Source organism: Achromobacter sp. GW823-FHT04E03, from assembly GCF_058796095.1.
Genome location: NZ_JBXAIJ010000003.1, coordinates 968643 through 989525 on the forward strand (window position 1 = coordinate 968643; position 20883 = coordinate 989525).

20 protein-coding genes are annotated in these 20883 nt (G+C 65.5%); 7 read left to right on the forward strand and 13 right to left on the reverse strand.

From position 1 onward, the window contains the following. Positions 1 to 25: 25 nt before the first annotated feature. Positions 26 to 1078, reverse strand: coding sequence for a cytochrome d ubiquinol oxidase subunit II (locus AC1RHV_RS24110; protein WP_054457351.1), 1053 nt, complete (start codon positions 1076 to 1078; stop codon positions 26 to 28). After that, entirely contained in the window at positions 1075 to 2418 is a 1344-nt protein-coding gene (locus tag AC1RHV_RS24115) for a cytochrome ubiquinol oxidase subunit I (protein ID WP_054457356.1), read from the reverse strand. The genes AC1RHV_RS24110 and AC1RHV_RS24115 overlap by 4 nt, the downstream gene beginning before the upstream one ends. Positions 2419 to 2554: 136 nt before the next feature. On the opposite strand from AC1RHV_RS24115, the gene AC1RHV_RS24120 reads away from it, so the two are divergent. The 4 genes from AC1RHV_RS24120 (at position 2555) to minE (ending at position 6566) form a co-directional block, all read left to right on the forward strand. After that, on the forward strand, positions 2555 to 4321 hold the full coding sequence (locus tag AC1RHV_RS24120) for a glutamine--tRNA ligase/YqeY domain fusion protein (RefSeq protein WP_054457358.1): 1767 nt from the start codon (positions 2555 to 2557) through the stop codon (positions 4319 to 4321). A gap of 160 nt (positions 4322 to 4481) precedes the next feature. Then, positions 4482 to 5348: a septum site-determining protein MinC gene (gene minC, locus AC1RHV_RS24125; protein WP_054457360.1), complete on the forward strand. Its 867-nt coding sequence runs from the start codon at positions 4482 to 4484 to the stop codon at positions 5346 to 5348. A gap of 141 nt (positions 5349 to 5489) precedes the next feature. Continuing rightward, positions 5490 to 6305, forward strand: a complete 816-nt coding sequence (gene minD / locus AC1RHV_RS24130; protein WP_041652327.1) for a septum site-determining protein MinD — start codon at positions 5490 to 5492, stop codon at positions 6303 to 6305. 3 nt (positions 6306 to 6308) lie between these two features. Beyond that, entirely contained in the window at positions 6309 to 6566 is a 258-nt protein-coding gene (gene minE, locus AC1RHV_RS24135) for a cell division topological specificity factor MinE (RefSeq protein ID WP_006217654.1), read from the forward strand. Positions 6567 to 6650: 84 nt separating this feature from the next. Here the strand turns inward: minE and AC1RHV_RS24140 are convergent, their stop codons facing one another. From AC1RHV_RS24140 to AC1RHV_RS24155, 4 genes are all read right to left on the reverse strand, one after another. Further along, positions 6651 to 6875 (reverse strand): YMGG-like glycine zipper-containing protein, encoded by a 225-nt coding sequence (locus AC1RHV_RS24140; protein ID WP_042796532.1) that lies wholly within the window; start codon positions 6873 to 6875, stop codon positions 6651 to 6653. 191 nt (positions 6876 to 7066) lie between these two features. Then, positions 7067 to 7600, reverse strand: a complete 534-nt coding sequence (locus tag AC1RHV_RS24145; RefSeq protein ID WP_119449698.1) for an isochorismatase family protein — start codon at positions 7598 to 7600, stop codon at positions 7067 to 7069. Positions 7601 to 7724: 124 nt separating this feature from the next. Then, positions 7725 to 9398 (reverse strand): energy-dependent translational throttle protein EttA, encoded by a 1674-nt coding sequence (gene ettA, locus AC1RHV_RS24150; RefSeq protein ID WP_492302156.1) that lies wholly within the window; start codon positions 9396 to 9398, stop codon positions 7725 to 7727. A gap of 106 nt (positions 9399 to 9504) precedes the next feature. Continuing rightward, positions 9505 to 10425: a DMT family transporter gene (locus AC1RHV_RS24155; RefSeq protein WP_119449699.1), complete on the reverse strand. Its 921-nt coding sequence runs from the start codon at positions 10423 to 10425 to the stop codon at positions 9505 to 9507. Between the two features lie 100 nt (positions 10426 to 10525). Between AC1RHV_RS24155 and AC1RHV_RS24160 the strand changes: the two genes are divergently transcribed. Both AC1RHV_RS24160 and AC1RHV_RS24165 read left to right on the forward strand, forming a co-directional pair. Then, positions 10526 to 11323, forward strand: coding sequence for an AraC family transcriptional regulator (locus tag AC1RHV_RS24160; RefSeq protein WP_054457365.1), 798 nt, complete (start codon positions 10526 to 10528; stop codon positions 11321 to 11323). Positions 11324 to 11460: 137 nt separating this feature from the next. Further along, a complete protein-coding gene (locus AC1RHV_RS24165; protein WP_054457367.1) occupies positions 11461 to 11994 on the forward strand; it encodes a hypothetical protein in 534 nt (177 codons plus the stop codon). Positions 11995 to 12052: 58 nt separating this feature from the next. On the opposite strand, the gene AC1RHV_RS24170 is transcribed toward AC1RHV_RS24165, so the two are convergent. The 7 genes from AC1RHV_RS24170 to AC1RHV_RS24200 form a co-directional block, all read right to left on the reverse strand. Beyond that, positions 12053 to 13048, reverse strand: a complete 996-nt coding sequence (locus AC1RHV_RS24170; RefSeq protein WP_054457369.1) for an ABC transporter ATP-binding protein — start codon at positions 13046 to 13048, stop codon at positions 12053 to 12055. Continuing rightward, entirely contained in the window at positions 13045 to 14025 is a 981-nt protein-coding gene (locus AC1RHV_RS24175) for an ABC transporter ATP-binding protein (RefSeq protein WP_054457372.1), read from the reverse strand. The genes AC1RHV_RS24170 and AC1RHV_RS24175 overlap by 4 nt, the downstream gene beginning before the upstream one ends. 7 nt (positions 14026 to 14032) lie before the next feature. Beyond that, a complete protein-coding gene (locus tag AC1RHV_RS24180; protein ID WP_054457374.1) occupies positions 14033 to 14947 on the reverse strand; it encodes an ABC transporter permease in 915 nt (304 codons plus the stop codon). Then, a complete protein-coding gene (locus AC1RHV_RS24185; protein WP_054457377.1) occupies positions 14947 to 15936 on the reverse strand; it encodes an ABC transporter permease in 990 nt (329 codons plus the stop codon). Before AC1RHV_RS24185 ends, AC1RHV_RS24180 begins: the two co-directional genes overlap by 1 nt. 84 nt (positions 15937 to 16020) lie before the next feature. Then, positions 16021 to 17592 (reverse strand): ABC transporter substrate-binding protein, encoded by a 1572-nt coding sequence (locus AC1RHV_RS24190; protein WP_054457379.1) that lies wholly within the window; start codon positions 17590 to 17592, stop codon positions 16021 to 16023. Positions 17593 to 17780: 188 nt separating this feature from the next. After that, entirely contained in the window at positions 17781 to 18278 is a 498-nt protein-coding gene (locus AC1RHV_RS24195; protein ID WP_054457381.1) for a MarR family winged helix-turn-helix transcriptional regulator, read from the reverse strand. 201 nt (positions 18279 to 18479) lie between these two features. Continuing rightward, positions 18480 to 18668: a hypothetical protein gene (locus tag AC1RHV_RS24200; protein WP_125472485.1), complete on the reverse strand. Its 189-nt coding sequence runs from the start codon at positions 18666 to 18668 to the stop codon at positions 18480 to 18482. On the opposite strand from AC1RHV_RS24200, the gene AC1RHV_RS24205 reads away from it, so the two are divergent. Next, entirely contained in the window at positions 18649 to 20871 is a 2223-nt protein-coding gene (locus AC1RHV_RS24205; RefSeq protein ID WP_175181123.1) for a ferredoxin family protein, read from the forward strand. The genes AC1RHV_RS24200 and AC1RHV_RS24205 overlap by 20 nt on opposite strands. Positions 20872 to 20883: the final 12 nt, after the last annotated feature.

Below are 20883 nucleotides of genomic sequence, written 5' to 3' on the forward strand. Positions count from 1 at the left end.
GCTCCGGCCGGACTTCCCGGCCGGATCAGCTCGGCGGCGGCAGCAGCGGCACCGGGGCGCGTTCCTTGCCGAACACCGAGCGGTACGCCAGGATATTGAACACCAGCACCACCGGTATGCCCACCACCGCTCCGGCCAGCACCAGGCGCATCGAACCCAGCGCGCCCGCGCCGTCCCACAGCGTCATGTCGTCCAGGATCAGGTAGGGGAACAGGCTGTAGGCCAGGCCGCTGAGCATCAGCAGGAACAGCGCCACGCACAGCACGAACGGCAGCCAGCTGAAACGGTCGGCCTTGCCCGGCAACCGCGCCAGCAGCATTTCGGCTGCGACGAAACCCGCCAGCATCAGCACCCAGACCGTCGCCGCCAGGCTCAGGTGGGCGATGTTGCTCCATTTGTAGAAGATACCCGCGTTGGCCAGACCCAGCGTGACCGCGATGGCCACCATGCCCACCGCCGTCCAGCGGATGGCGTGGCGGGCCCAGTTGGCGGCGCGGCGCTGCAGATCGCCGTCCACCCGCATGACCAGCCAGGACGCGCCCAGCAGCACATAGGCCGCCACCGCGCACAGGCCGACGAACATGGAGAACCAGCCGTAGCCGGCATCGGACTGGTAGCCGGTGGCGATGCGGCCCAGCAGCATGCCCTGGCCGAAAGCGGTGATCAGCGACCCCGCCCAGAAGCCGAAGATCCAGCGCGGCTTCATTTCGTTGCGCGCGCGGATGCGGAACTCGAACGAGACGCTGCGCAGCACCACGCCCAGCACCATGCAGGTGAGCGGTCCGTAGAGCTTGCCCAGCACCGCGCCCCAGGCGAACGGGAACGCCGCCGCGAACAGGCCCATGCCCAGCAGCAGCCAGAACTCATTGGCGTCGCGCCACGGGCTCAGCAGGCTCATCATGCGGCCGCGCTCGTGTTCCGGCGCCAGTTGCAGCAGGATGCCCACGCCCAGGTCGAAACCGTCCAGCACCATGCCCGCGGCAATCACCACGAACAGCAGCGCCATGAAGGCCAGCGGCATCCAGAAAGAGGGATCGTCGGGGTTGAGGCCCTGGGAGGCGGCCAGCATGGCGATCATGGCGTACCTCCAGCCAGTTTGCGCACGGGCACGACGCCATAGCGCGCCGCGTGGAACAGCATGCCGACGAACGCCGCAAGCAGCAGCAGGTACAGCACGCCATAGCCGATCAACCCGTACAGCACGGTGCTGGACGCCACGATGCCCAGCACCTCGGACTGCGTGACGGTGCCGTTCACCGCGAACGGCTGCAAGCCCAGGATGGATACCCACCACCCGGCCACGACGGCGATGGCGCCGGAGAACATCATGCCGCACAGCACCCGCTGCCACCACGGCGGCAGGGTGGACGGGTCCAGCCCGCGCCGGAACGTCCACAGGAAGGTCACGCAGGCCACGGCCAGCATCAGCAAGCCCAGCCCTGCCGCCACGCGCAACGACCAGAAGGTCAGCGCCACCGGCGGCAGCATGCCTGAATACTTGTCCAGGCCGCGGTAGGTGCCGTCCTGGTTGCGGTGCAGCCACATCCCACCCATGTTGCGCAGGGTCACGTCGGCCACGTTGGTATGGGCGCGCGCATCGGGCCAGGCGAACAGCACCAGTTGCGGCTCCGCGCCGCTTTCCCAATAGCCCGCGGCAGCAGCGGCCTTGGCGGGCTGCAGCTTGGCAATCATCTGCCCGGCGCCGGTCGCGACCGGCAACTGCATGAAAGCCCCCACCACGGCGACCACCAGCGCGGTCTTGAACGCGTTGCGCTCGCCGTCGCCCAGCGGACGCCGCAGGGCCTGCAGCGCCGTCACGCCCATCATCAGGAACGCGGCGGCCAGCGCCGCGCCCACCATCACCACCGCCATGCGCCAGCCCACGGAGGGATTCAGCACCACGGCCATCCAGTCATAGACCTGATAGCGTCCATCGACCAGCAGCGCGCCGTCCGGCGTCTGCATCCAGGATTGCAGCGCGAGCACCCAGAACACCGCCACCAGTTGCCCCACCGCCACCATCAGCACGGCCAGCGTGTGGGCGCCGTCCGACACACGGCGTTGGCCGAACAGCATGACGCCCAGGAAACAGGATTTGAGGATGAAGACCGAGAGAATGGCGTAGCCAAGCAAGGGGCCTGCCACGTTGCCGATCTTGTCCATCAGGCCGGCCCACAGGCTGCCCAGCTGGATCAGCACCGGCACGCTGGCCGCCAGCGTCAGCACGAAGGCCAGGGCGAATATCCGCACCCAGAAGCGGTACGCGGCGGTCCAGCCGCCCTGGCCGGACCAGCGCGCCCTGATCTTGAAGAACAGCAGTACCCAGGCGAGCGCCAGGGAGAAGGCCAGGAAAAACGCCAGAAAGCTCAGGCTGGCCACGAACTGCGTGCGGGCCAGGGATAACGTGGATATGTCCATGATGGCCCGTAGTGTAGAGCCAGTTACATGACTGTGGGGACAGTTTGAAACCGGTTGCACCGGCAGCAAAAAGGCCCCGCCTGCGGAACGTGGCAAAATTGACTCTTTGTCGCTGCTTTTTCCTATTCTTTCAAGAATGACCTCCGCCACGACGCCGACCCCTGCCGCATCAAATTTCCTGCTCAACATCGTTCAAGACGACCTCGAAGCCCAGCGCTTCGCAGGCAAGCGTTGGGCGGGCAAGCCTGGGCCGGCGGCCTTGCAACAACAAGGCGGACTGGATTCGGCCCGCATCCGCACGCGCTTCCCGCCGGAGCCCAACGGCTACCTGCACCTCGGCCACGCCAAGAGCATCTGCGTGAACTTCGGGCTGGCCCGCGATTTCGGCGGCGTCTGCCATCTGCGCTTTGACGACACCAATCCGGAAAAGGAAGACCAGGAATACGTCGACGCCATCATCGAGGCCGTGCACTGGCTGGGCTTCGACTGGAAGGCCGACGGCAATGACAACCTGTACTTCGCCAGCGACTACTTCGGCTACATGTACGAGTTCGCCGAGGCCTTGGTCGAGGCCGGCCACGCCTACGTCGACGAGCAAAGCCCCGAAGAGATCCGCGCCAACCGCGGCACGCTGACCGAACCCGGCACCGACTCGCCCTGGCGCAACCGCCCGGCCGCCGAGTCGCTGACGCTGCTGCGCGAAATGCGCGACGGCAAGCATCCGGACGGCAGCCTGGTGCTGCGCGCGAAGATCAACATGGCTTCGCCCAACATCAACCTGCGCGACCCGGTCATGTACCGCGTGCGCCACGCCCACCATCACCGCACCGGCGACCAGTGGTGCATCTACCCGATGTACAGTTGGGCGCACCCGGTCGAAGACGCGCTGGAAGGCATCACGCACAGCGTCTGCACGCTGGAATTCGAAGACCAGCGTCCGTTCTACGATTGGATCCTGGCGCGCCTGGCCGAACTCGGCAAGCTGGCGCAGCCGCTGCCCCACCAGTACGAATTCGCACGCCTGAACGTGAGCTACGTCGTGACCAGCAAGCGCAAGCTGCTGCAACTGGTGCGCGAAGGCCACGTGGACGGCTGGGACGATCCCCGTATGCCGACCATCTTCGGCCTGCGCCGGCGCGGCTACACGCCCTCCTCGATCCGCCTGTTCTGCGACCGCACCGCCGTGTCCAAGTCCGACTCGCGCATCGACTACAGCCTGCTGGAGCAGGCAGTGCGCGACGACCTGGACCCGGTCGCCCCGCGCTCGGTGGCCGTGCTGGACCCGCTCAAGCTGGTCATCACCAACTACCCGGAAGGCCAGACCGAGATCTGCACCGCGCCGCGCAACCCGCACGATCCCGAAGCCGGCGTGCGCGAGTTCCCGCTGTCGCGCGAACTCTGGATCGAACGCGACGACTTCCGCGAAGAAGCGCCCAAGAAGTACTTCCGCCTGTTCCCGGGCAATACCGTGCGCCTGAAATACGGCTACGTGGTGCGCTGCACCGGCTTCACCAAGAACGAAGCCGGCGAGGTCATCGAGGTCCAGGCCGAATACCTGCCGGAAACCAAGAGCGGCACGCCGGGCGCCGACAGCGTCAAGGTCAAGGGCAACATCACCTGGGTCAGCGCGGCCCATGCGGTGCCCGCCCAGATCCACCTGTACGACCGCCTGTTCGCCGACGCGCGTCCGGACGGCGGCGACAAGGATTTCCTGGCCTGCCTGAACCCGAACTCCAAGCTGACCGTCACGGCCTGGCTGGAGCCGGGCACCGTCGCCACGCCGGGCGCCACCTGGCAGTTCGAACGCCTGGGCTACTTCACGGCCGACCTGAAGGAATCCAGCCCCGAAGCGCCGGTGCTCAACCGCATCGTGACCCTGCGCGACTCCTGGGCGCAAGGCTGACGCGCCGCGCGCGCATTGCCGGAAATAGGCGCCGAAAGGCGCCTTTTTCTTTGGGTCCGCCCCCTGCGCATGCGGCCCCTGGGCGGGTTATCATCCCCCGAACCCCGCAGCCGGTCGAGCCCGCCGTTTCCCGGCCCCAAGACCGCCAGCCACAATCAAGATGAACACTGAATCCCTAGCCCTGGACTTCAAAAGCGCCACCCTCTATGCCATCCGGGTGGTCCTGCACAGCGCCGACCCCGAACGCCTGAACGCCGCCCTGGCCAAGCGCATGGCCGATGCCGGCAGCTTCTTCGAAAACGAACCCGTGGTCGTCGACGCCAGCCGCGTCGAGGAAAAAATCGATTGGACCGCCCTGGTGGCGGCATTGCGCGGCCATAACCTGCCTCCTATCGGCGTGGTCGCCGAAGGCGCCAATCTCGAATCCGCGCGCGCGGCGGGCCTCACTCCGGTTGAACTGTCCACGCCCGCGGCCCGGCCCGCGCCAGTGATCGACACCGCGCCGCCTAACGACGTCTCCACGCCGGTGCCTTCTGTGCCGGCCGCCGCGATCGAAACCGCGGCAGCTCCCACCGAAGCAGCCGCCGAACCGGAAGCGCCCGCCGACAAACCCGCGGGCGAACCGCTGCCCGCGCGCGCAGCCAGCAACACCACCTCGGCCTCCAGTCCCACGCCCGCCGCGCCGCACTCGTCATCGGCGCTGGTCATTACCAAGCCGCTGCGTTCCGGCCAGCGCGTCTACGCGCGCCACACGGACCTGGTGGTGATCGGCATGGTGAGCCAGGGCGCCGAAGTCATTGCCGACGGCAACATCCACGTCTACGGCCCGTTGCGCGGCAAGGCCATGGCCGGCGCACGCGGCGATACCTCCGCGCGCATTTTCACGACCCACCTGGACGCCGAGCTGCTGGCCGTGGCCGGCGTGTACCGCGTGGTCGAGGACAAGCTGGACCGCACGCTGCAGAACCAGCCCGCGCTGGTCCGCCTGGACGGCGACACGCTGCGCATCGAAGCCCTCAAGGCTTGATATCCGGAATCTGGCCGCCAGCGGCGGCCAATGCGCACGCGCAGACACCCGCGCAAATTTCAACACATCCTGTAAGAAGCCTTACAAGGGCTTTTTGCTTTACGATAACGCGATTTATTCGAACATAAGGGTTTGATCGTCATGACACGCATTGTTGTGGTGACTTCCGGCAAAGGCGGCGTGGGCAAAACCACGACCAGCGCCAGTTTTTCTGCGGGACTCGCGATGCGGGGCCACAAGACCGCTGTCATCGACTTCGATGTCGGCCTGCGCAACCTCGACCTGATCATGGGCTGCGAACGTCGCGTCGTGTACGACTTCGTCAACGTGATCCAGGGCGAAGCCACGCTCAACCAGGCTCTCATCAAGGACAAGCAGCTCGAAAACCTGTTCATCCTGCCCGCCTCGCAGACGCGCGACAAAGACGCGCTGACGCAGGAAGGCGTGGAAAAGGTCATCAATGACCTCAAGGGCATGGGCTTTGACTACATCGTCTGCGACTCGCCCGCCGGCATCGAAACGGGCGCGCTGATGGCCGCCTATTTCGCCGACGACGCGCTGGTCGTGACCAACCCGGAAGTCTCGTCGGTACGCGACTCCGACCGCATCCTGGGCATCCTCGCCGCCAAGTCCAAGCGCGCCGTGGAAGGCGATGAACCGGTCAAGGAATACCTGCTGCTGACGCGCTACAGCCCCAAGCGCGTGGTCGACGGCGAAATGCTGTCGCTGGGCGACATCGAGGACATTCTGCGCATCAAGCTGATCGGCGTGATCCCCGAATCCGAAGCGGTGCTGCAAGCGTCGAATCAGGGCCTGCCGGCCATCCACCTCAGAGACACCGACGTTTCCGAAGCCTACAAGGACGTCGTGGCCCGTTACCTTGGCGAAGACAAGGCCCTGCGCTTTACCGACTATGAAAAGCCCGGTTTCCTGAAACGCCTGTTCGGAGGCAAGTAAGCAATGTCCTTCCTGTCGTTTCTGCTTGGTCAAAAGAAGACCTCCGCATCCGTCGCCAAGGAACGGTTGCAGATCATCCTGGCCCACGAGCGGGGCCGCGGCGACTCGCCCGATTACCTGCCGCAGTTGCAGCAGGAGCTTATCGCCGTCATTTCGAAATACGTGAAGATCAACCCCGAGGACATCAAGGTGCACCTGGAACGCCAGGACACGCTGGAGGTCCTGGAGGTCAAGATCGAAATGCCGCAGAACGAGACCTGATGCGGCTGTGCGCGCCCCTGGCGCGCATCACAATCAAAAAAAATGCCCGGCGATGCCGGGCATTTGCTTTGGGGCGACGGACGCTTAGCGCTTGCCGACCTGATCGCCGATGACGCCGCCGATCGCCGCTCCGCCCACCGTTCCGAGGATGCCGCCGTTGGTGATCACAGCGCCTGCCACGCCGCCCAGCGCAGCGCCGCCGACGGCGCTCTTCTGGCGATGGCTCATGCCGTCCCACGAAGAGCACCCAGCCATGGCGGCGGTCATCGCCAGCGCGACACAGATTTTGGAGAGAGATGCGATTTTCATATTTGTGGTTCCTATTCTCGTACCCGGGAGCCGCGCATGAAACTGGATGCGAGCGCGCGGCGCCCATAAGGGCCTGGAACCTTCAGGATCGCAAAATATTCTTGCCCTGGCTGTGAAGTTTGCCCATGAATTGTGTCAAAGGGCGAGTTAATCTTTGCGCGCCCCAGGGACATTGTTGCAGCGCGCGGCCGCTATTTGACCAGACGTAACACCTCGCGGAAGCGCGGGTGTTCACAAGTGCGCATCCACTCGAATATCGCCATCTCGGACGTGACGATTTCAGCGCCATGCGCACGCGCGCGGCGCAACGCCGCGTGATGATCGGCCGGCTTGCGCGAGCCCGCCGCATCCGCCACCAGCACCGCGTGGTAGCCCAGGTCAATCAAGCCGATCACGGTTTGCAGCACGCAGATGTGCGCCTCGCAGCCCGCCACCAGGATGGTCTTGCGCGCGGCCGGCAACCAGGCCTCGAAGCCCGGCTCCAGCGCCGAAGAGAAGTGCATTTTCTGGAAGGCGCTCTGGACTTGCTCGCGCAGCGGCTCCACGGTGGTCCCCAGCATCTTGGCGTGGTGCTCGGTAGCCACCACCGGCACGTCCAGCAGTCGCGCAGCCTGCGCGAGCTTGTGCGCGGCGTGAAGCACCGCCTCGTTGTCATGGATGACAGGCATCAGGCGCCCCTGCATGTCGACGATCAGCAGGGTGGAATCGGTAGCGGACAACAACATTGCGCGGTGCTCCTGGAAGATGTCCTCAAGGCAGGCTCACGCAGAACGAAGCCTTGAACAGCCCTTAGCATACCTCCGGCAAAAAAAATCCCGGCGCGAGGCCGGGATCGTTTTCAGGCGCCGATTACTTCAGGGCCTTGTAGCGCAGGCGCTTGGGCTTGGCGCCCTCTTCGCCCAGGCGGCGCTTCTTGTCGGCTTCATATTCCTGGTAGTTGCCATCGAAGAACACGACTTGCGAGTCGCCTTCGAAGGCCAGGATGTGCGTGGCGATCCGGTCCAGGAACCAGCGATCGTGGCTGATGACCATGACGCTGCCGGGGAACTCCAGCAATGCGTCTTCCAGCGCGCGCAGGGTTTCGACGTCGAGGTCGTTGGACGGTTCGTCCAGCAGCAGCACGTTGCCGCCGGCGATCAGGGTCTTGGCCATGTGCAGGCGGCCGCGTTCACCGCCGGACAGCTGGCCCACGACCTTGTTCTGGTCGCCGCCCTTGAAGTTGAAGCGGCCCAGATAGGCGCGCGACGACATTTCGAACTTGCCCACCGTGAGCAGGTCGGCGCCGTCGGCCACCGCGTCGAACACGGTCTTCTTGTCTTCCAGCGCATCGCGCGACTGGTCGACATAGGCCAGCTTGACGGTCTGGCCGATGTTGACCTCGCCCGAATCCGGCTGCTCGCGGCCCGCGATCATGCGGAACAGCGTGGACTTACCGGCGCCGTTGGCGCCGATGATGCCGACGATCGCGCCGGGCGGCACCTTGAAGCTGAGGTTGTCGATCAGCAGGCGGTCGCCATAGGCCTTGCTGACGTTGTTGAATTCGATGACCTCGTTGCCCAGGCGCTCGCCCACGGGAATGAAGATTTCCAGGGTTTCATTGCGCTTCTGGTATTCGTAGGACGACAGTTCCTCGAAGCGGGCCAGACGCGCCTTGGCCTTGGCCTGGCGGCCCTTCGGGTTCTGGCGCACCCACTCCAGTTCCTTCTTGATGGTCTTCTGGCGGGCGGACTCCGACGCCTCTTCCTGCTTCAGGCGATCTTCCTTCTGCTCCAGCCACGAGCTGTAGTTGCCCTTCCAGGGAATGCCATAACCGCGGTCCAGTTCCAGGATCCATTCGGCCGCGTTGTCCAGGAAGTAGCGATCGTGGGTCACGCCCACCACGGTGCCGGGGAACTTGTGCAGGAACTGCTCCAGCCACTCCACGCTTTCGGCGTCAAGGTGGTTGGTGGGTTCGTCCAGCAGCAGCATGTCGGGTTTGGACAGCAACAGGCGGCACAGCGCCACGCGGCGCTTTTCACCGCCGGACAGCTTGCCGACGATGGCGTCCCAGGGCGGCAGGCGCAGCGCGTCGGCAGCGATTTCCATCTGGTGTTCGATGTCGTCGGCGCCGCTGGAGGCGGCGGCGGCGATGATGGCCTCAAGCTCGGCCTGCTCGGCGGCCAGCGCGTCGAAATCCGCATCCGGCTCGGCGTAGGCGGCATAGACCTCGTCCAGGCGCTTCTTGGCCGAGACGACGGCGCCCAGGCCCTCTTCCACCGACTGGCGCACCGTGTGCTCGGGGTTGAGCTGCGGTTCCTGCGGCAGGTAGCCGATGTTCAGGCCCGGCATGGGGATGGCTTCGCCTTCGATTTCCTTATCGACGCCGGCCATGATCTTCAGCAGCGTCGACTTGCCCGAGCCGTTCAGGCCCAGCACGCCGATCTTGGCGCCAGGAAAAAACGAAAGCGAAATGTCGCGCAGGATCTGCCGCTTGGGCGGCACGATCTTGCCGACGCGGTTCATGGTGTAGACGTATTGGGCCATGGGCTCGTATAGGAGATATAGCTGATGAACCGTCGATTGTAGGCCGGAACCCTGACCCGCGTATGTCCGCCGCCAAATGGCCGGCCCTTGCGGCGTACCCGGCCCTTCAGGCGGCCTTGGGCCGCGTCGCCCGGCCGCCGGCGCGCATTTGCGCCAGCATCACGCCAGCCAGCGCCATCGCCCCGCCAACGATGTGGAACAGATGGGGCTTTTCGTCCAGGAACACGGCCGCGATCGCCACCGTGGCCACCGGCATGAGGTTGAGGAAAATGCTGGCGCGGTTGGGGCCCAGGTGCTTGACGCCCTGCATCCACAGGAAGGGCGCGAACAACGACGGGAATACCGCCGCATACAGCACCAGGGGCAGGTTGTCGCCGTTGAGCGGTGAAGGCGGCGCCATCAGGAAAGCGGGCAGCTGGAACAGCACGCCGAAAGCGACCTGCACATACAGCGACTGCCACGGTCCCACCGGCAATGCCCAGCGGCGCAGCAGCACGCCGTACAGCGCATAGGCCAGCGCGCCTACGCCCATCAGCAGATCGCCGCGGTTGGCGCCCACTTCAAGCAGGCGGGCGGGATCGCCCTCGCCGATCAGCAGCGCCAGGCCCGCCAGCGACAGCAGCCCGCCCAGCATGGCCATGACCGAGGGCAGTTCGCGCAGCAGCAGCGCCACCACCGCGATGGTCATCAGCGGAATCATCGCCGTGATGATGCCCATATTGGTCGCCGTGGTGCTGGCGGCCGCCACATAGGCCAGGCCCTGGTACAGGGCCATGCCCAAGCCGCCCAGCACCGCCAGTTTGGGCAGGTGGGGCAGGATCTGGCGGCGCTGCGCCCAGACGCCCGGCAGCACGAACGGCGTCAGCACCACCCCGGCCAGGGCCCAGCGGTAGAAGCCGATGGCGGCCGGCGCGATGGCGCTGGCCGCCATCTTGGTGACGATCATGTTGACCGACCAGATCAAGGCTGCCAGCAACGGATAAAGCAGATAACGGGCGGGAACATGCGGAGAGGAAGCGCGGGTCATGAGGGGCAATGCACAGGCGTAAAGGAGACAGGGCCAGTGTAGGATCTGTCCGACCTGATGTATATAATGAAAAACAGACAAAGCCAGACGAAGTTCCGACATGTCCGCCATCGATTCCGCGCCCACGCTGGCCAGCCACCTGCCCTACCCGCTGGCTTGCCGCATCCTGCATTTCACGCCGCGTTCCGGCATGAAGCGCCACAGCTCGCCCTGGGCGGAACTGAACTTCGCCATCTCCGGCATCATGGAAATCGGCATACGCGGCGTCACCTACCTGTCGCCGCCGCAGTACGCCATCTGGATACCGCCGCATGTCGAGCATTGCTGCCAGAACGAAGGCGAAGTGCACTACGCCTGCATCGACATCCCCGCCGCGGCCTGCGCCGGCCTGCCCACGGAACCGTGCACGCTCGAGATCAGCCCGGTCATGCGCGCGATCCTGGGCGACTTCGAGCAGCGCGGCATCAGCTATCCGGATACGCCGGAAGACCGGCGCATGGCGCAGATCGTCATCGACCAGGTCCGCCAGGCTCGGGCTTACGCCAGCTACCTGCCCTCCACCTCCGACCCGTTGCTGGCACCCATCCTGTCGGCGCTGCAGCACAGTCCAGGCGATAAGCGCGGCGCCGCGCACTGGGCCGCCACGGCCGGCATCACCGAGCGCACGCTGCTGCGCCACTGCCAGCAGCGCCTGGGCATGTCGTTCAATGAATGGCGCCTGCGGCTGCGCGTGGTCAGCGCCCTGGGCATGCTGGACGCGGGCCGGCCGGTCCAATCTGTGGCGCGCGAGCTTGGTTACAGCACGCCGTCGGCCTTCATCGCCATGTTCCAGCGGCTTACAGGTCAATCGCCCGACAACGCGCGCAGGCGCAGCCAGGGCGGCGCACCCGCGCCCTGACCCCGGAAAACCGCGTCATCCAAGCGCCTGATGCAAGGCGCGGCCGATCGCGAGACAATACGGCTGTAGCCAGGGCCTGCCAGCGGGCCCGAATCTTGCCGTGCCGTCGCGGCTTCATCGCGCCCAGGAACCCCTTCATGTCTGCCTCCGCCACTCCCCCCGCCTCCTTGACCCATTTCAGCACCGCCGAGCTGGACATGCTGGCCAAGACCGCCGACGCCTTGAGCGCCTATCTGGGCAAGCCCGTGCTGGCCGAAGTGGTGCTGGGCGATGATGGCACCGAATGGGTGACCTATGGCGTGCCCATGGACGAAAACGCCAAGCCCGACGAAGACCAGACCCACGTGCAGCTGGGCGGCGCCGGCGCCCGCCTGCTGGGCAATCGCGGCGGCCTGCCCCAGTCCGACGACGACACCTACGACTGTCTCTACCTCTGGGCCATCGAGATCTCGCTGAACGAAGGCGAGCGCTTCATCAAGCTGGACCACGACGGCGAAGAGTCCGCATGGTCCGACAATCTGGAAGACGTGCTGCCGTTTGCCCTGACGGAAGAACCCGTGCCGGAGGACCCGGACGCGGAGGACGACGAGGACGAAGCGGATGAGGACGATGAGGATGATGCGGATGGCCACGGCCACGATCATCCTCACGACCACAACCACCGCCACTGAAGCGCGGCCGGGCGGCGGGTTGCGGCCGGCATGGCCGCGCAACCGCGCCGTCCGCGGATCAGACCGAGATCCGCCCTTCCTGCACCGCGTGGCAGGCCACCACCGACACTCCCGCGGCCATTGCCACTGGCGCCTCTGACTTGCAACGCTCGTTCGCATGCGGACAGCGCGGATGAAAGGTGCAGCCCGACGGCGGATTCAGCGGATTGGGCACCTCGCCCGCCACCGCGGTGCGCGGCTTGCCCGCGCCGTTGATGTCGGGAATGGCCTCCAGCAGCATGCGCGTGTACGGATGGCGCGGCCGCGCGAACAGCTCGTCGCGCGGCGCCACCTCCACCATGCGGCCCAGGTACATCACCCCCACCCGGTCGGCCACATGGTGCACCACCGCCAGGTTGTGGGAAATGAACAGATAGGTCAGCCCCAGGTTGCGCTGCAGATCCTTCATCAGGTTCAGCACCTGCGCCTGCACCGACACATCCAGCGCCGAGGTCGGCTCGTCGCACACCAGGAATTCCGGATTCACCGCCAACGCCCGCGCGATCGAAATGCGCTGGCGCTGGCCGCCGGAAAACTGGTGTGGATAGCGGCCCTGGTCGGCCGGGTCCAGGCCCACCTGCTTGAGCAGTTCGCCCACGCGCGCGCTGCGCTCGTCAGGCGTCATCGTGGTGTGGGTCAGCATGGGTTCGGCGATGATGCGGCCCACGCGCCAGCGCGGATTCAGGCTGGCATAGGGATCCTGGAAGATCATCTGCAGGCGCTTGCGCAAGGCTCGGCCGCCTGGCTCGGACATGCGCGACAACGGCTGGCCGTCGAAACGGATGTCGCCGCGGGTCAGGCCATACAACCCCACCAGCATGCGCGCCACGGTCGATTTGCCGCAGCCCGATTCGCCCACCAGCGCCAGCGTTTCGCCGCGCGCGATCTCGAACGACACCCCGTCCACGGCGCGCAGCATCACGCGCGGCTTGCCCGCGAGCTTGCGTTCCAGCCACGGCGGCGACACATCGAACCAGCGCGCGGCGTCCTTTACTTCCACCAAGGGCGTCGTCATGCGGCCACCTTATCGTTGTTGTCGTGCAGCCAACAGGCCGCGCGGGACGTCCCGGCCGCCATCAGCTCCGGGCGCTCGACGCCGCAACGCGGCAGGCGCTGGCCGCAGCGCGGATTGAAGGCGCAGCCCGGCGGAATGGCGTTCAGGCGCGGCATGCTGCCGTCGATCTGCACCAGCCGTTCGGAGTGTCCTTCCAGCGATGGAATCGATCCCATCAGTCCCTTCGTGTAGGGATGGCGGGGCTTGTGGATCACGTCGGCCACCGGGCCGATCTCGGCCACGCGGCCCGCGTACATCACCGCAACGCGGTCGGCGGTTTCGGCGATCACACCCATGTCGTGCGTGATCAGCATCACCGCCGTGCCGTTTTCGCGGCACAGGCGCTTGAGCAGTTCGATGATCTGCGCCTGGATCGACACGTCCAGCGCGGTCGTGGGCTCGTCCGCCACCACCAGCTTGGGTTCGGCCGCCAGGGCCAGCGCAATCACCACGCGCTGGCGCATGCCGCCGGAGAACTGGTGAGGATAGTGGTCGATGCGCTCGCGCGCGGCCGGAATGCCGGTCGATGCCAGCAGCTCCACCGCCCGTTCGCGCGCCTGGGACCAGCTCAGGTCCAGGTGCGTCACGATGGTTTCCGCCAATTGCCGGCCCACCGTGTACAGCGGGTTCAACGAGGTCAGCGGGTCCTGGAACACGGCCCCGATCTCGCGGCCGCGCACGCGGCGCATCTGCTCGTCGGGCAGGTTGTCGATGCGGCGGCCCGCCAGCAGGATCTCGCCCGCGGCGATACGTCCCGGCGGTTCCAAGAGGCCAATGATGGATGCGCCGGTCAGGGACTTGCCTGCGCCGGATTCGCCCACTACGCCCAGGACTTCGCCAGCCTGGATGGAAAAGGACACGTCGTCCAGCGCGCGCAGCGTGCCGCGGCGCGTGGGGAATTCCACGCGCAGGTTGCGGACTTCTAGTAATGCGCTCATGTAAACCTCAATTCAGACGCGGGTTGAGCGCATCGCGCAGCCAGTCGCCAAGCAAGTTGACCGACAGCACCAGCAGCACCAGCGCCGCACCCGGGAAGATGGTGATCCACCACTCCCCTGAAAACAGGAAGTCGTTGCCGATGCGGATCAGCGTGCCGAGCGACGGCGCGGTCGGCGGTACGCCTACGCCCAGGAACGACAGCGTGGCCTCCGTGATGATGGCCGTGGCCAGGTGCACCGTGGCCAGCACCAGCACCGGACCCAGCACATTGGGCAGCACGTGGCGGAACATGATGACCGGCGAGGCCACGCCGATCACGCGCGCCGCCTGCACGTATTCGCGGTTCTTCTCCACCAGGGTGGAGCCGCGCACCGTGCGCGCATACTGCGGCCAGCCCGCCAGCGCGATCGCGCCGATCAGCACCGGGAACGCGATCAGCTCATGCAGCTCGCGCGGCACCGCCGCCCGCGCCACGCCGTCGATCAGCAGCGCGATCAGGATGGCGGGGAACGACAGCTGCACGTCGGCGATGCGCATGATGAACGCATCGATGCGCCCGCCCGCGTAGCCCGAGATCAGCCCCAGCACGATGCCGATCAGCATCGACAGCAGCACCGAGGCCAGGCCGATCAAGAGCGACACGCGGGTGCCGTACAGGATGGCCGAGTACAGGTCGCGGCCCTGGCTGTCGGTGCCCAGCAGGTAGGTCGGCAGGCCATTGGCCTCCCAGGCGGGCGGCAGCAAGGCGTCCAGCAGTTCCACCTTGGTCAGGTCGAACGGGTTGTGCGGCGCCACCCAACCGGCCCCGAAGGAGCCGATCAGCAGGAGCGCCAGCATCACGGTGGCGATGATCGCCACGGGCGCCCGGCGCCAGGCCCAGGCAATGTCGCTGTCCCACCAGCGTTTGAGTACGGCGCGCATCAGTGAGCCCCCCCGCCGCGGGTCAGCCCGGAACGCAGGCGCGGGTCCACGACAAAATACAAAAGATCGACGATCAGGTTGATCACCACGAACACCAGCGCAATCAGGCACAGGTAGGCCGCCATGACGGGCACGTCGGCGAATTGCACCGCCTGGATGAACAACAGGCCCATGCCCGGCCACTGGAACACGGTTTCCGTGACGATGGCGAAGGCGATGATGCCGCCCAGTTGCAGGCCGGTGATGGTGATGACCGGCACCATGGTGTTCTTCAGCGCGTGGCCGAAGTGGATGGCGCGACGCTTCAGGCCGCGGGCGCGGGCAAACTTGATGTAGTCCGAACGCAGCACCTCCAGCATTTCCGAACGCACCAGGCGCAGCACCAGGGTCATCTGGAACAGCGACAAGGTGATGGACGGCAGGATGAGATGCTTCCAGCCCGTGGCGGTGAACAACCCCGATGACCACCAGCCCACGCTGACGGTGTCGCCCCGCCCGTAGCTGGGCAGCCAGCCCAGTTGCACGGAAAACACCAGGATCAGCAGGATGCCGATCAGGAAGGTGGGCAGCGACACGCCCAGCAGCGACCCGGCCAGCAGCAGCTGGGACAGCAAGCTGTTGCGCTTGAGCGCGGTGTACACGCCCAGCGGCACGCCCACCAGCAGCGCCAGCAAGGCCGCCACCATGGACAGCTCCAGCGTGGCCGGCAGGCGGGATTTCAGCAAGGAAGATACGGGTTCGCTCTGGCGCAGGGAGATGCCGAAATTGCCCTGCACGGCGTTGGCCACGAAATGGCCGAATTGGACGATGGCGGGCTCGTTCAGCCCCAGGCGCTCACGCAGTTCGATGCGTTCGGCATCGGTGGCGTCCTGTCCCAGCATGATGGTGACAGGGTCGCCGACATATTGAAAAAGCACAAAGGCCAGTAGCGCGACGGTGAGCATCACCGCTACGGCCTGCAACAGGCGACGCAGTATGAAAGCAAACATAGGCGGAAAAGGCGAAACAGCGAAAGCCCGTCGGCCTGTTCATCATGAACAGGCTGACGGGCCCCGCCGTTTGATTAGCCTGGATCAGTCAACCTTGACCCAATCGGCAACGAGGCGATTGTCGGCACGGTGGATGACCGTGACGTTCTTGCGCATGGCCCAGGGAATGACCTGGTCGTGCAGCGGGATGTGGCCGAAGTCCTTGGCGTGCCCTTGCAGCACGGTGATGATGTCGGCGTCACGCTTGGCCGGATCGGTTTCCGTCTTGATCCGGTCGATGATGACGTCCAGTTCCTTGTTGCTGTAGTTGCCCAGGTTGTACATGCCGTCCGCGCCCTCGCCCTTGGTGCGAATCAGGTTCTGCAGCGTGTACATGGCGTCGAACGTGGGCACGCCCCAGCCGAACAGGTAGGCGCTGGTGTCGAACGACTGCACCTTGGGGAAATAGGTGGAGCGCGGCATGGCGTTCATGGTGGCCTTGACGCCGACCTTGGCCCACATGCCGACCACCGCCTGACAGATGGCTTCGTCGTTGATGTAGCGGTTGTTCGGGCAATCCAGCGTGAAGTTCAGCGTGCCGTCGTAGCCGGCTTCCTTCAGCAGGGCGCGGGACTTTTCCGGATCATAGGGCACGCGCGCCTGCAGCTGCTGGGCCCAGCCGTGCACCTGCGGCGCGATCATCGTGCCGGTGGGCGCGGACAGGCCGCGCATCACGGCGCGCTTGATGGCATCCACGTCGATCGCGCGATACAGCGCCTCGCGCACGCGGATGTCCTGGAACGGGTTCTTGCCCTTGATGTTGGAATACTGGAGTTCCGGACGCTTCTGGTCCAGGCCCAGGTAGATGGTGCGGTATTCGTTGCCTTCCACGACCTTGGCCGACTGGCGCAGGCGATCCAGGTCCTGGGCCGCCGGATCCAGCACGAAGTCGATTTCACCCGACAGCAGCGCCGCGGTACGCGTGGCGTTCTGCTTGATCGGCGTGAACACGACTTCGGTCACGTTGCCGACCTTGCCGCCCTTGTTCCACCAGTCCTTGTTTTCCTCGAACACCGTGCGCACGTCCACTTCGCGCGACTTCAGCTTGTAGGGGCCGGTGCCGTTGGTGTTGCGCGCGGCGTAGGTCTCTTCCTTGTTGACGAAGTCCTGCGGCTTGGCGACGTTGTTCTTTTCCGACCAGGCCTTGTTCATGATGAACACGTTGGTCAGCTGGCGCAGCAGCACCGGGTTAGGCGCCGAGGTCTCGATCTCGACCGTCAGGTCGTCGATCTTGCGGGCTTCCTTGATGCCGGTGGTGTAGGCCTTGTAGTTCGAGGTGGGCGCCATGGCGCGGTGGATCGAGAACACCACGTCGTCCGCGGTGAAGGCGGCGCCGTCATGGAACTTCACGCCGGGGCGCAGCTTGAAGCGGTACAGCGTGGGTGAAACCTGCTCCCACTCCGTCGCCAGGCGCGGGTTGACCTTGAAGGACTTGTCGTAGTCCACCAGCGGTTCGTAGACGTAGCTGTTGGCGGCGATCGTCATGCCTTCGTTCTGCGAGTGTGGGTCGAAGGTGAGGATGTCGCCCTGGGCGGCCCAGCGGAAGGTCTTGGCCTGCCCGATCGTGGGCACAGCAACGGCGGCGGCGATCGCGATAGCAATCAAAGTGCGGCGCATAGGTTCAACTCCTGACTGTAGTCTGAATACCGGCGCGATATTGCCTAGCCGCAGGACCTCCGTCAATTGAGGGTTTATGCGTACCGTAGACGGTTTTCACAGAGGGAGAACCAATTGGGGACACATAAGCTTGTAACAAAATAATCGAAGTAAACAGTGTTGGGCATGCGGCCCGCCTCCGCCCCCGCCTATTCCTCGTCCGGCGCCGACAATTCCAGCGGCACGTGCTCGGTCATCAGCACCTCCAGCATGTCGATCAGCATCGCGGCCTTTTCCTCGCCGAACGGGGCCAGCACGGCCTTCTGGTGCTGCAAGGCCTGCTCGCACAGCGCGGCGATCAGATTCGTGCCCTTGGTGGTGATGCAGACGCGCGTCTGCCGCCGGTCCGCCCGCACGCCCGTGCGCGCCACCAGCCCTTCGGCCTCCATGCGCTGCACCACCTTGCTCAAGGTGGGCTGCTTGGTGATCGCCAGCACCGCCAGCGTGCCTATGGTTTCACCGGGACTGCCCTCCAGGCTGGCCAGTACCCGCCACTCGGTCACCGACAGGCCGGCCGCCTTCACCTGCAGATGGAATTCCGCCGAAATGCGCTGGCTGGCCTGCGCCAGCAGATAGGCCAGATAGCCATCGACGAAGCGGCCTTTGTGCGCCGCCGCGTCCGTGTCCCGCTGCTTGTCCAACCGCATGTTGCTTTGCTCCCACGCACCGGAAACCAGGGCCGACGCCGGCCCGACGAAATGCGCATTGCACCACGCCGGCGCAAACGCGCGCCATGATGTGCCGCAATGCTGTCGCGCAGCACAGGGTATACCCGGAATCGCAACCCGTTTTTGCACCATCGCAGCGCCGGAACAGCACTGCGGCCTAGAGAACAACGAGTATATACGTCATTGTTTTAGCGTGATATTTTTTGTTTTCCATGAAATTTCATCTTTTTTGTTGACAGCTAAAACGTTGACTCCTAAAGTATTTTTAAGACGAGAATTTCCTGACGTGACGATGCTGCGCAGCAGCAACCATTGAGACCCGCAGGCCGGGCCGCGAAGGAGTGCCAGAATGGCTGAAAGGTCTTTCAAAAAAGAAGTCCAGCAGTTGCGCATCGGCGCGGGCGAAGAGTTCCGCGGAGAAGGCATTCTTGCGGTCACCAAGGCCTTGCTGCAGTCCGGCGTGGGCTACGTCGCGGGCTACCAGGGTTCGCCGATCTCGCATTTGATGGACGTGCTGGCCGACGCCAACGACATCCTCCAGGAACTGGGTGTGCATTTCGAGGCCAGCGCCTCCGAGGCCACCGCGGCGGCCACGCTGGCCGCCTCGGTCATGTACCCCATCCGCGGCGCCGTCACCTGGAAGTCCACCGTGGGCACCAACGTCGCATCCGACGCGCTGGCCAACCTGGCTTCCGGCGGCGTCACCGGCGGTTCGCTGGTCATCGTGGGCGAAGACTACGGCGAAGGCTCGTCCATCATGCAGGAACGCTCGCACGCGTTCGCCATGAAGTCGCAGATCTGGCTGCTGGATCCGCGCCCCAACCTGGAAAGCATGGTCAAGGCGGTGGAAGACGGCTTCGAGCTGTCCGAGGCCAGCAAGACGCCCGTGATGCTGCAACTGCGCATCCGCGGCTGCCACGTGCACGGCCGCTTCATCGCCAAGGAAAACAAGCGCCCCGCCTTCTCGCTGGCGCAGGCGCTGGAAAGCCCGGCGCGCGACACCAGCCGCATCGTGCTGCCGCCTGCCTCCTTCCTGCACGAACAGGAAAAGATCAAGGAGCGCTGGCCCGCCGCCATCCGCTACATCAAGGAACACAAGCTCAACGAACACTTTGACGGCGACCAGGACGATATCGGACTGATCCTGCAAGGCGGCCTCTACAACGGCGTGATCCGCGCCTTGCAGCTGCTGGGCCTGGCCGACAACTTCGGCAACAGCCGCATCCCGCTGTACGTCATGAACGTGACCTACCCCGTCATCGAGGACGAGGTCATCGATTTCTGCCGCGGCAAGCGCGCCGTGCTGCTGCTGGAAGAAGGCCAGCCGGACTACATCGAACAGAACCTGCACGCCGTGCTGCGCCGCGCCGGCATCGACACCAAGCTGTCCGGCAAGGACGTGCTGCCGATGGCGGGCGAATACACCACCCAGGTCATGCGCGACGGCCTGCGCGAATTCCTCAAGCGGCAACGCCCGGAATCGCTGCAGACGCATCCCGCCGCCCTGGCCGATGCCCAGGCCGCGGAACGCCAGCTCCAGATCACCGAGGTGGCGCGGCCCAAGCCGGCGCGTCCGGCCGAGCAGCCCATCACCTTCCACAAGCACGTCGAAGGCCTGGCGGCGGTCGTGCCGCCGCGGCCCGCCGGCTTCTGTACGGGCTGTCCGGAAAGGCCTATCTTCTCGGCCCTGACCCTGGCGCAGGAAACGCTGGGCCAGCACCATATTTCCTGCGACATCGGCTGCCACCTGTTCTCGATCCTGCCGCCGTTCAACCTGGGCGCCACCACCATGGGCTACGGCCTGGGCGCCTCCAGCGCGGCGGCCTTCAACGTGCCGGCCGCCAAGCGCCCCATCTCCATCATGGGCGACGGCGGCTTCTGGCACAACGGCCTTTCCTCGGGCATCGGCAACGCGGTCTTCAACAAGTACGACGGCGTCATCGTCATCGTCGACAACTTCTACGCCTCGGCCACGGGCGGACAGGACATCCTGTCCTCGCGCGCCGAAAACCCTGATCGCTCCACCAACAATCCCATCGACCAGGCCGTGCGCGGCGTGGGCGTGAAGTGGGTGCGCACGCTGGACCGCACCTATGACGTGGCCAAGGTGCGCGCCACCATCGAAGAGGCGCTGACCACCGACATCAAAGGCCCCAAGGTCATCATCGCGCAATCGGAATGCATGCTGAACAAGCAGCGCCGCATCAAGCCGCTGTTCAACAAGGCAGTCAAGGAAGGCAAGCGCGTGGTCAAGGAACGCTTCGGCGTGGACCCTGACGTCTGCACCGGCGACCATGCCTGCATTCGCCTGTCGGGCTGCCCGTCGCTGACGGTCAAGGACAGCGGCGACCCCTTGAAGGAAGATCCGGTGGCGCACGTGGAAAGCAGTTGCGTAGGCTGCGGCAACTGCGGCGAAGTCGCCCATGCCGCGGTGCTCTGCCCGTCCTTCTACCGCGCCGATATCGTCCACAACCCGACCGGCCGCGACCGCTTCATGGCGCGCATGCGCACCGCCGTCATCGGCTTCCTGCAACGCCGCCGCGCCGCGCGCCTGGCCCACCACGCCCTCTGAGGATTCCCGTTC